This window comes from Fretibacterium sp. OH1220_COT-178 (assembly GCF_003860125.1).
Lineage (GTDB): Bacteria > Synergistota > Synergistia > Synergistales > Aminobacteriaceae > CAJPSE01.
Map to the genome: position 1 here is coordinate 1 of NZ_RQYL01000010.1, position 14,413 is coordinate 14,413.

General features: G+C 60.0%; 9 protein-coding genes and 2 CRISPR repeat arrays. Of the genes, 4 read left to right on the plus strand and 5 right to left on the minus strand.

The annotated features are described in order from the left end of the window. The first annotated feature begins 137 nt into the window (after nucleotides 1–137). A CRISPR array of direct repeats spans nucleotides 138–566; the repeat unit is 30 nt; unit sequence CTTTGAAACCTTCCTTTGAGGGATGGAAAC. 120 nt (nucleotides 567–686) lie between these two features. From EII26_RS05485 to EII26_RS05500, 4 genes are all read left to right on the plus strand, one after another. Then, nucleotides 687–1,827, plus strand: a protein-coding gene (locus tag EII26_RS05485) for an IS3 family transposase (RefSeq protein WP_446718752.1) whose coding sequence is annotated in 2 segments (ribosomal slippage) — nucleotides 687–968 and nucleotides 970–1,827 — 1,140 coding nt in all. Because the reading frame shifts where the segments join, the coding sequence is not laid out codon by codon here. 65 nt (nucleotides 1,828–1,892) lie between these two features. Continuing rightward, a CRISPR array of direct repeats spans nucleotides 1,893–2,458; the repeat unit is 30 nt; unit sequence CTTTGAAACCTTCCTTTGAGGGATGGAAAC. A gap of 173 nt (nucleotides 2,459–2,631) precedes the next feature. Further along, a complete protein-coding gene (gene miaA / locus EII26_RS05490) occupies nucleotides 2,632–3,633 on the plus strand; it encodes a tRNA (adenosine(37)-N6)-dimethylallyltransferase MiaA (protein WP_124888146.1) in 1,002 nt (333 codons plus the stop codon). A 28-nt stretch (nucleotides 3,634–3,661) separates the two neighbouring features. Next, entirely contained in the window at nucleotides 3,662–4,504 is an 843-nt protein-coding gene (gene ispH / locus EII26_RS05495) for a 4-hydroxy-3-methylbut-2-enyl diphosphate reductase (RefSeq protein WP_233572621.1), read from the plus strand. A gap of 21 nt (nucleotides 4,505–4,525) precedes the next feature. Continuing rightward, on the plus strand, nucleotides 4,526–6,052 hold the full coding sequence (locus EII26_RS05500; RefSeq protein WP_124888147.1) for a S1 RNA-binding domain-containing protein: 1,527 nt from the start codon (nucleotides 4,526–4,528) through the stop codon (nucleotides 6,050–6,052). Between the two features lie 117 nt (nucleotides 6,053–6,169). On the opposite strand, the gene glgC is transcribed toward EII26_RS05500, so the two are convergent. From glgC to EII26_RS05525, 5 genes are all read right to left on the minus strand, one after another. Continuing rightward, nucleotides 6,170–7,501, minus strand: a complete 1,332-nt coding sequence (gene glgC / locus EII26_RS05505) for a glucose-1-phosphate adenylyltransferase (RefSeq protein ID WP_342447300.1) — start codon at nucleotides 7,499–7,501, stop codon at nucleotides 6,170–6,172. A gap of 184 nt (nucleotides 7,502–7,685) precedes the next feature. Beyond that, on the minus strand, nucleotides 7,686–9,143 hold the full coding sequence (locus EII26_RS05510) for a glycogen synthase (RefSeq protein ID WP_124888148.1): 1,458 nt from the start codon (nucleotides 9,141–9,143) through the stop codon (nucleotides 7,686–7,688). Nucleotides 9,144–9,147: 4 nt separating this feature from the next. Next, entirely contained in the window at nucleotides 9,148–10,893 is a 1,746-nt protein-coding gene (glgP, locus tag EII26_RS05515; RefSeq protein WP_124888149.1) for an alpha-glucan family phosphorylase, read from the minus strand. A 117-nt stretch (nucleotides 10,894–11,010) separates the two neighbouring features. Beyond that, a complete protein-coding gene (gene malQ, locus EII26_RS05520) occupies nucleotides 11,011–12,501 on the minus strand; it encodes a 4-alpha-glucanotransferase (RefSeq protein ID WP_124888150.1) in 1,491 nt (496 codons plus the stop codon). A 102-nt stretch (nucleotides 12,502–12,603) separates the two neighbouring features. Continuing rightward, nucleotides 12,604–14,220 carry an amidohydrolase gene (locus EII26_RS05525; protein ID WP_124888151.1) on the minus strand — a complete coding sequence of 539 codons (1,617 nt, stop codon included), beginning with the start codon at nucleotides 14,218–14,220 and terminating at the stop codon, nucleotides 12,604–12,606. Nucleotides 14,221–14,413: the final 193 nt, after the last annotated feature.

Here is a 14,413-nt window from a genome sequence, read left to right on the forward strand (position 1 = left end):
GCGATTTCAAACACTTGAATGTCTTTCATAATGTCTCTACTATACCACTTCTGACAATTTCGAACTCATCCTTACCCACACAGAATAACGAGGAACCAAACTTTGTCTATCGAACTGGACGTATGACGATGACCGCGCTTTGAAACCTTCCTTTGAGGGATGGAAACCGTTTCAGAGTCGTCGAACGGCAGGAGCCTTTGTGCTTTGAAACCTTCCTTTGAGGGATGGAAACTCAATGACTGAGGCGTGCTGTATTCGCGAGTGCATCCTTTGAAACCTTCCTTTGAGGGATGGAAACTCGATGGCAAGCGCAAAGAATGGCAGGCGCTGAAGGACTTTGAAACCTTCCTTTGAGGGATGGAAACTCTTCAGGTCCGCGTGCCCCAGCAATTCCCTGACGGTCTTTGAAACCTTCCTTTGAGGGATGGAAACGAAAGGGACATTTTTTGTTGTGCAATGAACGCACCGCCTTTGAAACCTTCCTTTGAGGGATGGAAACAGGAGCATATCGTCAAACCGCAGGGAAAGCCTGCATCTTTGAAACCTTCCTTTGAGGGATGGAAACGTGCTGGACGGCGCTTTATGGTTTAGCGCTGTATAGTGGCCCCCAAATAGCGAACCACGTGTAGTGTTAGAGACAGGTAAGGTCAGGATTGAAGGAAGGAGGAGAAAAAAGGAGAATAGACCTGCGAGGTGGTTCTGCCGTGAAAAACAAAGGGAATCGGTACAGTTCAAAATTGAAGGCCGAAGTTGCCCTGAGAGCCTGTCGCGAGGATCGGACGCTGGCGGAGCTCTCCTCGGAGTACGGGGTCTCCGCCATGCAGATTAGCCGCTGGAAGAAGACCCTGCTGGAACGGGCCGGAGAGCTTTTCGAGAGCAAGTCCCCCCTGGACATTGAAAAGGTCACGGATCCTCTGTACAAGGAGATTGGCCGTCTGAAGATGGATGTAGAGTGGCTTAAAAAAAAACGGGGAGGAATTGAACGCCGCTGAGAGACGCAGTTTCATAGACCCCTCCGATCCAGAGTTCAGCCTGAGACGCCAGTGCAGCCTTTTGGGCTTGAGCCGTTCCGGGTATTACCAATCGCTTTTACCGAGTCTGGAGAGTGATGCCAACGAAGAACTGATGAAGCGAATAGATCAGCAGTACACCCGAACGCCATTTTACGGGAGCCGCAGGATGACGCTTTGCCTTCAGGGGCAGGGTTACAGGGTGAACCGGAAGCGCATCGTGCGTCTGATGAGGAAGATGGGACTGGAAGGTCAGTCTCCGGGGCCGTCGACCAGCAAAGCTCAACCGGGTCACAAGGTCTATCCCTACCTGCTTCGAGGATTTGAGGTCACCTCGGTGAATCAGGTTTGGAGCACGGATATCACATATATTCCGCTACGGCAAGGTTTCATGTATTTGTCCGCCGTTATGGATTGGTATAGTCGCTATGTGCTGTCATGGGAGCTTTCGAACACGCTTTGTATCGGTTTTTGTATGAGAGCCCTGGAAAGGGCATTGAGACGCGGCAAGCCCGAGATCTTCAACACGGATCAGGGAAGTCAGTTCACGAGCAAGGAATTTACGTCAAGGCTTGAGAGTCAGTCGATTCGGATCAGCATGGACGGTCGTGGACGCGCCTTGGACAATATTTTCGTGGAGCGCCTGTGGAGGAGTCTGAAGTACGAATGCATTTATCTGAATGCGTATGAAAACGTGCCTGAATTGCTGGAAGGGCTGAGGTGTTGGTTCAGGTTTTATAACGAGGAGCGGCCTCATACGTCCTTGCCGGGAAAGGCAACGCCCCTCATGATATATGAAAAGCGCCTCATTTCTTGATTTTTGACCTTAACTCTTCTTCGATATTTTTTGGTCCTTGACATGGGGGCCACTTTACTGTGTGCCTTTGAAACCTTCCTTTGAGGGATGGAAACGGATACGCGGAGGATTGCGGAAGCTGAAGCGGCTGCGCTTTGAAACCTTCCTTTGAGGGATGGAAACGGGGTTGTTCGGAGACCAGTGGGGCGAGATGGCGGAACCTTTGAAACCTTCCTTTGAGGGATGGAAACACGGGATACGGTACACCTGGAGCGAGATCATGGAAATCTTTGAAACCTTCCTTTGAGGGATGGAAACGCAAGGACCGGTTGGCTCCGATGATCCGGGACACTCCCTTTGAAACCTTCCTTTGAGGGATGGAAACGGGTTGCCCCCCTGAAAGACGCTCGCTACGCAGTTCACCTTTGAAACCTTCCTTTGAGGGATGGAAACTGGGCCACCGTGTAGAGTTCGCCCCTGACGACCTGCCTTTGAAACCTTCCTTTGAGGGATGGAAACTCTTGGTGCAGATCACCTCACCGATCCCCGGAACCGCTTTGAAACCTTCCTTTGAGGGATGGAAACCAAAAACCTGTTTCTCTACACGAAGATGCAGAACGTCCTTTGAAACCTTCCTTTGAGGAGTGGAAACAGCACTACGTGGAGCGGTTAAACAGCGGATTCGCGAGTTTTGTACCTCCCATCGAGATGCAAGCGGGAGGTCCGCCACTTTTCTTGACGCCCTTGAACACACGGTTTGATACGCGGCTTTGTGCTATACTCGGGGCATTCTTTTTGTCTTTTGCGTCCAAAGGGGCTTGAGGTATGGATTTTTCGAGGTGCAGGGAAGCTGTGGATATTTTTCCGGTCGGGACTCGGCGTCCCGTCGTAGCGCTGATCGGACCTACGGCCATCGGCAAGACTGCGCTGAGCCTCGATCTTGCCGAGAGACTGGGGGCCGAGGTCATCTCGGTGGATTCCCGTCAGGTCTATCGCTATATGGACGTGGGGACCGATAAAATCGCCGTCTCCAAGCGCCGCAGAATTCCGCATCACGCCGTGGACGTCGTGGACCCCGATGAGGTGTTCACGGTGGCGGATTTTGTTTCTCTCGCCCTCCAAGCAGTGTCTCGGATAGGGGCACGCGGCCGGGTGCCCCTCTTCGTGGGCGGTACCCCCTTCTACTACAACGCCCTTTTTCATGCCGCCCTGAACGCTTCGCTTCCTCACGATCCCGAAGTACGCCGGCGCTACGAGGAGTTGGCCTCTCTGGAAGGGGCCGGGGCACTCCACGGCCGTCTTGCCGAGGTCGATGCGGCTACTGCGGGGCGGCTGCATCCCAACGACGTCCGCCGTGTCGTGCGTGCGCTGGAGCTCTGGACATTGACCGGGACGCCTCCCTCCCGGCTTTATGATGAGGGGAAGAAAAAGGACTCGGGACTGGACGTGCTCTATATCGGCCTGAACCGTCCGAGGCCTGAGCTGTTCGAGAGGATCGCCCTTCGCGTCCGGCAGCAATTCGCCTCGGGCTATCCCGAGGAGGTCACGTGGTTGATCGAGCATGGTTTTGATGAACGCTTCCCCTCCATGCAGGGCTTCGGGTATCGGGAACTGGCGGCCTGGTATCGCGGCAAACTGACCCTCGACGCGGCGCTTGAAGGGGATATCAGCCGAACCCGCGCATTTTGTCGCCGACAGATGACCTGGTTCGGTAAATTTAGGCCTGCCTTGTGGTATGATACATCCACTCTCTCCGCTTCAGATTTGGAGGGGCGGGTCGTGGAGGCGGCGCTGCGCCATCTCGAGGGGGCTCGCGGCGCCGAGTGAAAGGTCTGTCCGCAAGGGTTGATTTGACTTGAAGCAGATAGTGATGGCCGAACGCGCCGGATTTTGCTTTGGTGTGAAGCGGGCCGTGGACGCAATTCTGGAGGCTCTGACGGGAAACCCCGAGCGGGAGGTCTGGACGATCGGGATGCCGATCCACAACCCTCAGGAAGTTGCTCGTCTCAAGAACATGGGGTTGAGGGTGGCCGAGGAGGTCTCAGAGGTTCCCCCCGGGGTGAAGGTGCTGATCCGGGCCCACGGGGAGTCCCGGGCGGTACTCAGGGAGCTGCGGGAAAAAAATGTCTGTGTCATCGATACGACCTGTCCCTTCGTCCGTAGGGCACAGGATCTGGCGAATTCTCTGTCGGACGAGGGCTATCACATCGTTCTGCTGGGGGACCGGAACCATCCGGAAATTCGCTCGATCATGGGCTATGTTGACGGAGGGCTTGATGTTGTTGTAGACGAGGCCGAGGCGATGCTTCTTCCCAAGAGGGGGCGTGTGGCGTTGATCTCCCAGACGACCCAGCAGGAGGAACGCCTGGCCGCGGTGGCCGCCATTCTGGTGCGCCGGGCCGGAGAGTTGCGCGTCTGCAATACGATTTGCCGTGCTACGATGGAGCGGCAGGATGCGGTGCGTGCGCTGGTGGGCCGCGTCGATGGGGTGGTCCTGATCGGCGGCCGGGAGAGCGCCAACACGGGAAAGCTGAGAAACATCGCTGAGATGAGCGGCTTGGACGTCCTTTGGATAGAGAGCACCGAGGAGCTCGACAGGGGGTGGTTCGAGGGCCGGGAAAGGATTGGTATTGCTGCCGGGGCCAGTACGCCCGAGTGGCTTATCACAGAAATAAGCAACAAAATTGCGAGAATGTAGGCAGTCAAGGGGGCTATGGGTATGGATCAGATGATGGATAAGGATATGGATCAGGTTTTGCAGGGCGAAGGACAGGAGTCTGCCGCTCAGGAAACGATGGAGAGCATGATGGAGCAGTACGACATCTCCGGGCTTCGCAAGGGTGATGTCCGGACCGGTACCGTGATCGCGGAGACGGAGAACGGTTGGCTGGTCGATGTCGGCTACAAGTGCGAGGGCTACCTTCCCGGCAAGGAATGGACGCACCGCATTTTGGTGGGGGATGCGGAGAAACCCCAGAAGGGGGATGACATCGAAGTTCAGGTCATCAATCTTCGGGAGGGCGAGGAGGCGCAGCTCCTGCTCAGCCGCTGGCGGCACGAGTTCGACCGTCGCTGGGCCGAATTTGAAGATTTGCTTGCTCAGAACGAGATCCTTCAGGTCAAGGGGCTCCGCAAGGTCAAGGGCGGCCTGATGGTCGACTGCAATGGCCTTGAGGGCTTTATCCCCATTTCCCACCTCTCCGCCGACGGCAGAGGGGTCAATCTGGGGAATTTCGTTGAGCAGGTTTTTGACGTTAAATTGCTTGAAAAGGATCGCAGAAAGCACCGCATCGTGTTCTCGCGCAAGTCCCTTGTCGAGAAGGAGGCTGCGGAGCTCCGGGCCAAGTTCTACGAGGAGGTCCACGAGGGCGACGTTATCGAGGGAGAGGTCAGCAGCCTGACCGACTTCGGGATCTTTGTCAACGTCGGTGCCGTCGACGGTCTGGTCCACATGAGCGAGATCACCTGGAAGCGCAACGTACGTATCCGGGATACCTTCAAAAAGGGCGACAAGGTCACCGTCAAAGTCATCGGGATCGACAAGGAGAACGACCGTATTTCCCTGAGTATCAAGCAGGTGGAGGGGAACCCCTGGCTGACGGTGGGAGAGCGCATTCATAAGGATGACGTGATGACCGGCGTCGTGACGAACGTCACCGATTTCGGCGCTTTCGTCGAGCTGGAGCCCGGGATCGAGGGGCTCGTGCATATCGGCGACATCAGCTGGGCCCGCATCCGTCACCCCAAGGAGGTCTTCCGCAAGGGACAGGAGGTCCGCATCCTGGTGCTGGATGTGGATACCGAGAAACGCCGAATCAGCTTGGGCTACAAACAGCTGAACGATCCCTGGAAGGACATCGATCAGCGTTACGTCAAGGGCGCCGATATCACGGTCAAGGTGGTTCGCTTGGCGGACTTTGGAGCCTTTGTCGAGGTCGAGGAGGGGGTCGAGGCCCTCATCCACATCTCCCAGCTCAGCACCAAGCGTGTGGAAAAGCCCGGCGATGTTTTGCAGGAGAAGCAGGAGGTTCTGGCCCGAGTCATCGAGGTCAATCCCGAGCAGCGCAGGATGCGCCTTTCCATCAGCGCGCTTGAGGAGCAGGAGCAGCCTGTCCGCCGCAGCGAGGAGCCCCGCAAGCGCGAGGAGCACCGGGAGGACCGGCAGCAGAAGAATGTGCTCGACGAGGTTCCGCAGTACAATCCCTTTGCGGATGCCTTCAAGAACCAGGAGTTCTCCGACAACTAAACCCGGATTGGGAGTACCCCAAAAAGGAGGGAGCGGCCGAGGCCGCTCCCTCCTTTTTGGGGTACTGCGTTCTTGGGCGACTGTAAAAGCCGAAGACGTGCCCTTGGGAATTGCGGATCAGCTGAAGGTACTCCAGGAGAAGCTGTCCATGCCCTTTTCGTCGCTCTCTTTCTGGTAGAGGATACGGGGCATTCCCAGGGTCACCAATCCGGAATGAGGGTCGACGAAGTAATTGCGGGCATCCTCCTCCGGGTCCTCGCCGATGACTGTATTGTCCGGAATATAATTGTGCGAGTCGATAATTGCCCTTTTGATGCGGCAATTTCTGCCGATGACCACGCCTTGGCCGACGATGCTCTCCTCGATGACGCTGCCGGATTGGATAACGCAATTTCGGGACAGGACGGAGCCGGAGACCGTTGCCCCCAGAATACGGCTGCCCTCGGCGGCCAGCACACGGTTGACCGTGCAGTCGTGTCCGCTGGACGGGTAAGAGTAGGAGGGGGGGTCGGCGAAGGACACGGTGCGGATCGGCCAGAGAGGGTTGTAGAGCGTCATCTCGGAGGCGGGGCTCAGCAGTTCCATGTGCGCCTGCCAGTAGGCCTTGAGAGTCCCCACGTCGCGCCAATAAGGCTTGTCCATGCGCCATTGGTGCAACTGCTCGATCTGCGCCGTGGAATGGGGCAGGACGTTGGTGGAGAAGTCGTAGGCGTAGACGCGGGCGTTCTGGGCCACGAGGTTCGGGATGATGTCGCGGCCGAAGTCGTGGCTCGTCGGCTGCTGCGAATCGTCGATAAGCGAGTCCTCAAGAATGTCCCGTTCGAAGATGTAATTTCCCATGGAGACGTAGCTGAACCCCGGCTTGTCGGGAATTTCCGGTGGAATGGCAGGCTTTTCGAGAAACTCGATGATGCGTCCCGTGGCGTCGGTCCTGATGCAGCCGAACTGGCTGGCCTCGAAGACGGGGACGACATTGGCGGCGAGGGTCACGTCCGCCTTCTGCTCGATGTGCCAGGCCAGCATCTGTTCGACGTCCATCTTGTAGATGTGGTCGGCGGCGAAAATGCAGACCCGATCCGCCTTGAAGAGGGAGACGAGGTGCATGTTCTGGAACACGGCATCGGCCGTGCCCTGAAACCAGTGCTCGCCCCGCCACATTTGGGCGGGGACCAGGGTGACGAAGAAATCGCGCCCCCTCAGGGCTCCGCCGAATTGCCAGCCCCGTTCGATGTGCTCGTTCAGGGATTGGCTTTTGAACTGGACCAGGACGTAGACGGCAAAAATCCCGCTGTTGATCAGGTTTGAGAGGGCAAAGTCGATGATGCGGTACTTGGCGGCGAAATAAACGGCCGGCTTCGCCCTGTAGCGCGTCAGCGGCATCAGCCTTTCCCCTTTTCCGCCTGCAAGGACGATCCCCAGCACTCTTCCGTACTTTCCTCCATGCATCATAATCTACCTCTCCTTCCGAGGGAAGATTTCCCTGCCGCATTGCTTACGTAGCTTTCGCCCCACGTGGGAACTTCTCTGCAAAATGTGCGTCCTTATGCCGCCCGTCCCGAAGGGGAGGCGGTGTGTGGGAGGGCGGAGATGCGAAGCGGGAGCCCCACGGCGGGTGCCCGTACCCCAGGTAGGGCTAAAGCAGCGTTTTCCGATAGAGGGCTTTGTAGAGCAGGGCGGACTTGCTCCAGGTAAAATCCTCCTGCATCGCACGAACGCGGATTCTGTCCCAGTCCTCGGCGTCTCGGAAGCGGGCCGTCGCCCTTTGCAGGGCCCAGAGCATGCCGACGGTGTCGCAGGTCTGGAAGGTGAATCCGTTTCCCCCCTCGGGCGAGTCGACATCCGTCACCGTATCCTTGAGGCCTCCGACCTCGCGGACGACCGGTATGGTGCCGTACCTCATGGCGATCATCTGCGACAGCCCGCAGGGCTCGAATACCGATGGCATCAGGAAAATATCTCCTCCTGCGTAGAGGAGGTGGGAAAGGGGCTCGTCGTAGCCCTGGAAGAATCGGAAGATATCGGGATGACGCTCGTTTGCCTGCCGGAGCGCGTTCTCGATCCAGCCGTGCCCGCTGCCCAAAAAGACGAATTTCGCTCCAAGCGTGGGAAGGGTCTCGAGTGCGGACAGGATAAGCGTGAAGCCCTTCTGCTCCACGAGCCGGGATACGCAGACCACCACGGGCTCCTGCGATTGCGGGGCGAAGCCGGCCCTATTCAGCAGTTCCTCGCGTGCCCGGGCCTTGCCCTTGAGGTTTTTGGCCGAGAACCTCTCGGGGAGGTGCCGGTCCGTGTCCGGATTCCAGTAGTCCGTGTCGATTCCGTTGAGAATGCCGGACAGCTTGTGGCGCTGTTTGTAGATGACCCCGGAGAGCTCTTGTGTGGATTCGTAGGTCTGAATCTCCTGGGCGTAGCGCGGCGACACGGTCGTCACCGCGTTGGCGGCGACAATGGCCCCCTTCAGCAGGTTGACCTGACCGTAGAACTCCATGGCCTCCATGTTGAAGCTCCAGGGTTCGAGCCCGGAGGCCTCCATGAAGGGTTCCCGCTCGAGAATCCCCTGGTGGGCGACGTTGTGAAGTGTGATGATGCTTCTGCCCCCGACGTGCCGATAATGACGGTGCCAGGCCAGAGCGCAGGGCAGAAAGGCGCTGGTCCAGTCGTGGCAGTGGTAGAGATCGGGCTTCCACTTGAGGATCCGATGGAGCTCCAGGGCCTGCATGCAGAATATGGCGAAGGGGGACGCGGTCCGGGAGTCGAGATGCCAGGGGTACATGTCCCCCATGTAATCCTCCGACCTCAAAAAATAGACGGGAACGTCCTCCACCTCGGTCTTGACGACCTCGGCGTCCCGGATCCTCCAATCGTGGGCGGCACAAACCCGCTCCGGCAAAACGGTCGTCTTGAGGCCGGAGGCGAAGACTCGGTCCAACACCCCCGGCCACGCGGGAGTTACGACGCGAACGTCCACCCCCGCCCGCCGCAGAGCCTTGGGCAGGGAGCCGGCGACGTCGCCCAGGCCGCCGACCTTGGAGAAGGGGGCGTACTCCGTCGAGACGAAGAGCACCCTGATCGTGGTGCCGGTCTCGCCCATGTCCTCACATCCCTCTGAAATCGATGGAGTAGGCTTTGGATGCGTACTCGCGCACCACCCGATGCGTGTTGAAGAAACTGGCGTTCAGCGCGATGGTGTGCCGCATCATGTCCACCCACTTGTCGTGATTCTCGTAATAGGTGGGGATGATCTTCCGCTCCAGTTTGTTGTAGAGGTCGATGGCGTCGAGCGATTCATCGTAGTGCTCGAAAGGGGTCTCTCCGTTCGGTTCGGGGCCGATGGACCAGCCCGTTACGTCCTCGATCCAACCCTCGATCCACCATCCGTCAAGCACGGAAAAATTCATGATCCCGTTCATGGTGCATTTCATCCCACTCGTGCCGCTGGCCTCGCGCGGGCGTATGGGGGTATTGAGCCAGAGATCGACGCCCTGGGTGAGCAGGGAGGCAATCTCCATGTTGTAGTTGTCGATGAAGACGATGGGAATGGACTCCTCCAGGTCGCGCGCCACCTTGCGGATTTTCTGGAGCAGCGCCTTCCCTCCGTTGTCGCTGGGATGGGACTTCCCGGCGAAGATGAACTGCACTTTGTTCCCCCCGGCCACCTCCATGAACCGCTTGAGGTCGGAGAAGAGCAGGTCGGCCCTCTTGTAGGTGGCGGCACGGCGCGCAAAGCCCAACGTGAGCACCTCGGGGTCCAGCTGTTTGCCGGTCGTCTCCAGGACCCGTGCGAACAGACGCAGCTTGGAGGCCTGGTGTGCGGCCCAGAGGTCCTGCTTGGGGATCGTCAGGGCCTGGACCAGGCGGCCGGGGTCCTGCTCCCAGCCGGGAATATGACGGTTGTAGAGCTTCCGCATTCCGGAGCTGACCCAGGTCGTGGGGTGGATTCCGTTGGTGACCCAGTCCACGGTCTCCATTCGGAACATGGCGTTGCTCACCTCGGCGTGCTTTTTTGCGACGCCGTTGACGTAGCGGCTGTACTTCAATCCCAGCTCGGTCATGGAGACCCCGGGGACATCGGGCATCATGCGCCTGAGCGTGCTCAGCGCCTCCGCGGGAAAGACCCTGTCGATCAGGCCGAACTCGAAATAATCGTGTCCCGCCGGGACCGGCGTGTGCGTCGTGAACACGACCTGCTCGCGAATCTTGTCGGGATCGTAATAGCCCTGTTCGCGCATGAGTTCGAGGGTGAGGAATCCCGCGTGTCCCTCGTTGAGATGGAAGGTCTCGATGTTCATGTATCCCAGGTCCCGCAGCATACGCAGCCCGCCGACCCCCAGGATGAACTCCTGACACAGGCGGTAGCAGTTGTCCCCTCCGTAGAGATACCAGCAGAGCTTGCGGTCGTCGGGGTGGTTGGGTTCGAAGTCGGTGTCCAGAAAGTAGACGGGCAGAGGGTAGCCGGTCGCTCCGATGATCTCGTAGACCCAAACGCCCACCTGAATCTCTCTCCCCTGCAGGTTGATCAGGACGCGGTTTGGCAACAGGGTCAGTTCATGGGAGGGGTTCCACTGTACGGGCTTCTCCTTCTGCCAGTCGTCGGCATTGAACTCCTGAACGAAGTAGCCCTTGCGATAGAGCAGCGTGACCCCCGCCATGGGGACGCCGAGATCGGCCGCACTTTTCAGGATGTCTCCTGCAAGGACCCCCAGGCCCCCCGAATAGGTGGGGATGGACTCCTTCAGTCCCACCTCCATGGAAAAATAGGCCAGCGGCCTGAAGGCCGGATCGTTCTCCATCAGGCTTCTGAGGGAATAGCCGAGGTCGCTGCGATGCAGTCGTTGTATCATCTTACGTGTTGCTCCTTTCCGGGTACGGGTGCGGCCCGTCGGCCATGCTCTTCGTACTGAATTATCTCATAAATATGCTTTTCGGGACAACCTGCGTGGAATCTCCGCGGCTTGGGATCATGCCCTGCCGTAGAGATCGGTCAGCGTGCGGATGCGGGCCGCGAGGCGCTCGTCGGCCTGAGCGGGCGTCAGGCGCCACGTCCAGTTGCCGGTGGGGGTCGAAGGGACGTTGATTCGCCCGGACGAGTTCAGCTCCAGGTGGTCCTGCATCGGCACCACGGCGGTCTCCGCGACGGAGGCCATGGCCATGCGGACCATGTCCCGCGCGACGGTCTGCCGATTCGCCTCGTGCCCGAGGTAGAGGGACAAATTGGCGAGCTCCCGGGACGAGGCGTCCTCCTCGAACCAGCCCAAGGAGGTGTTGTTGTCGTGCGTCCCCGTGTACACGACGTTGACCGGCGTGTGGTTGTGGGGGGCGTAGGGGTTTCCGGCGGGGTCGCCGAAGGCGAAGTGCAGGACCAGCATGCCCGGAAGCCCCATGTCCCGACGCAAGGCCTCGATGTCGGGCGTGAGCACGCCCAGGTTCTCCGCCAGGAAGGGCAGCGTCGGAAAGTTCCTTTTCAGTTCGGCGAAAAAGCGTTCGTAGGGCACGCTTCGCCAGCAGCCGATCTCGGCGGTCTTCGCGTCCGCGGGCAGGGACCAGTAGCCGACAAGCCCTCTGAAGTGGTCGATGCGCACGCGGTCGAACAGGGTCAGGAGGTGCCTCAGGCGTTCCATCCACCATCGAAAGTCCGATTCGAGCATGGCATCCCAGTTGTAGAGAGGGTTGCCCCAAAGTTGTCCCGTTGCGCTGAAGTAGTCCGGCGGCACCCCCGCCACGGAGGTGGGGGCGAGCGTCTCGTCCAGCTCGAAAAGATGGGGGTGCAGCCACACATCGGCGCAGTCCCGGGTGACGTAGACGGGGACGTCCCCGACCAGTTCGATGTTCAGGTCCGCAAGGCGGGAACGGAGCTCGGCCATCTGGGAGGCGAAGAGGTATTGGACGAAGCGGTGGAATTCGATCTCGTCGCCCATTTCGACCCAGGCACGATGAAGTGCCTCGTGGTGCCGAAACTTCAGATCTTCGGGCCATTCGTACCAAGGCTGACCGCCCCGGCATCCCTTGAGGGCGGCGAAGAAGCTGTAGCCCTCCAGCCAGTGGCGATTGTCCGAAAAGAAACTTTCGTACTCCGACCGGGTCCCCGCGCGCTTGAAATTCGCCCACGCCTTGCGCAGCAGGGTATCCTTGAAATCGCGCACGCGGTCGTAGTCCACTCGGGCGGCCTCGAAAACGGGGGCCTCGCCCAGATCCTCCCTGCTGAGCAGGCCCGATGACGCCAGTGCATCCGGGCTGATGAGCAAGGGGTTCCCCGCAAAGGCGGAGGTGGGGCTGTAGGGTGAGTTCCCGCAGCCTCCGTCAATGGCGGTCAGGGGGAGAACCTGCCAGACCGCCTGCCCCGCGTCCCTGAGAAATTCGGCAAAAGCGAAGGCCTCGGGGCCCAGATCCCCTATCCCGTACCGCGAGGGCAGGGAGGTGACGGGGAGCAGTATGCCGCTCTTTCTTCTCACTCCGGAGAACCTCCCTTGGCCCCGTAGAGGGCGTTGGTTCGTTTGGGGCTCCGTGCGGCGCCGCACGGAGATTTCGGCGTCCTCATGGGCGATGCCGGTCCGCTACGCGAGCGCTTCCGAGGCGTGGGTAACGCGGCCCCCGCACAGGGTCATGGCGATGCCGATATCGGCCAGGTCGCTCGCGGGCACCATGAAGGGATCCTGTTCCAGGACCACGAGGTCCGCGTCGCGTCCCGGGAGGATCTCCCCGCGGCGCTTCTCGTTGTGTCCGTTCCAGGCCCCGTTCCACGTGTAGGTACCGATGGCCTCGGCCACGGAAAGGCGCTCCTCCGGGACCCAGCCCGCCGCCTCAAAGCCCGGCGCGGCGCGGGTCACGGCCGCATGGATTCCCCGCATCGGGCGGAGGGACTCGATAGGCGCGTCGGAGCCGGAGGAGAGCACGATGCCCTTGCGCAGCATCGTGTGCCAACGGTAGCTCCGCTCGGCGCGCGCCCTGCCCAGCCGCTCCACGGCCATGGCGTGGTCGGACGGGACGAAACACGGCTGAACGGCCGCGCCCAGACGAAGCCGCTTCATCCGCTCGAGTTGCTGGTCGTCCGCGATCTGGGCGTGGACGATCAAGTGGCGTGCCGACAGAGGACGCTGTTCCGCAGCACGTTCGAAGGCGTCCAGACACATCTCGAGGGCCCCGTCTCCGATGGCGTGAATCGCGATCTGCATCCCCGCGAGGTGGGCGGTGAGGACCAGGTCGTTCAGCTCGTCCCGATCGAACAACGCCAGGCCCCTTTCGCCGGCGGCATCCGTGTAGTCGTCCTTGAGAAAAGCGGTGCGTCCGCCCAGGGATCCGTCGCAGAGCAGCTTCAGGGGGCCGATCTGGCACAGAGGTACCCCGTCTCCGGAACGCCAGCCCTCGGACAAAAAGTCCAGCAACAGCTGCTTGTCGGAGAGAAGAAGCTGGCGGCGGACCCGGAAGGGGAGGTCGCCGCTTCGGGCTGCCTCCATGAAGAACTCCTGAGATCGTCGGAAATCGAAGCCAAACATCGAGAGATCGTCGGAATGAATCTCGGTCAGACCGTAACTTGCGGCTTGTGGCCCGTAGAGGCGGAGCAGGCGGAACAGCTCCCCGTCATCCAATCCCGGGATGCAGCGGGCGATCAGGTCGAGAGCGTCCTCCTTGAGGATGCCGTTGGGCTCCCCGTCGTCGCCGATCTCGATCACCCCGGCCTCCACACGGGTGTTGCGCGTGATGCCCGCGGCCCTCAACGCGGCCGAATTGACGACGGCGATGTGGCCGCAGATCCGCCTCAGATAGACGGGGGTGTCGGGGATGACGGAATCGAGGTCGTGCTTCGTGGGCATGATGTTGTCCATGAGGGTGTGGTTCCAGCCGTGCCCCTGATACCAGCCGCCGACGGGGCTGGGGTGTTGCCGGGCGAAGGACCGAAGCGCCTCTCGAAGCTCGAGCGCGGAGCGGCAGCCTCCCAGCCGGATCGCCTCTCGGGACTGTGCCCACGCCAGGAAGTGTGCGTGAGAATCGCTGAACCCCGGAAAGACGGAGCGTCCCTGGAGATCGATGATTTTCGTGTCGCAATGAAGCCCGATAGTCGAAGTCGCTCCGACCGATGCGATGCGGCCGGCCTCTATCAGCAGCGCCTCCGCAGGTCCTGCGGGGCTGTGGATTCTTCCATTGATCAATGCCGTCTGTTCTGCCTGTGGCATCCGCGCTCAGCCTCCTTGATCTCGTCCGTGTGGGGGACAGACCCCTTCATGAGCTCAAATCAATTATAGCGTAAACGGGCTTTGCGTCGGAGCACTCTTATCCGTTCGAGGGGCTCGGCCCGGATTCCATTGCCGGGGCGGATAATCCCGCCCCGCTTTCCGGGTACGGCCCCGGAGGAGAAGCGATGGCGGA

Coding starts and splice junctions, on each gene's coding strand:
- miaA (WP_124888146.1), top strand. CDS start 2,632: ATGGATTTTTCGAGGTGCAGGGAAGCTGTGGATATTTTTCCGGTCGGG.
- EII26_RS05500 (WP_124888147.1), top strand. CDS start 4,526: ATGGATCAGATGATGGATAAGGATATGGATCAGGTTTTGCAGGGCGAA.
- glgC (WP_342447300.1), bottom strand. CDS start 7,501: ATGATGCATGGAGGAAAGTACGGAAGAGTGCTGGGGATCGTCCTTGCA.
- EII26_RS05510 (WP_124888148.1), bottom strand. CDS start 9,143: ATGGGCGAGACCGGCACCACGATCAGGGTGCTCTTCGTCTCGACGGAG.
- glgP (WP_124888149.1), bottom strand. CDS start 10,893: ATGATACAACGACTGCATCGCAGCGACCTCGGCTATTCCCTCAGAAGC.
- EII26_RS05525 (WP_124888151.1), bottom strand. CDS start 14,220: ATGCCACAGGCAGAACAGACGGCATTGATCAATGGAAGAATCCACAGC.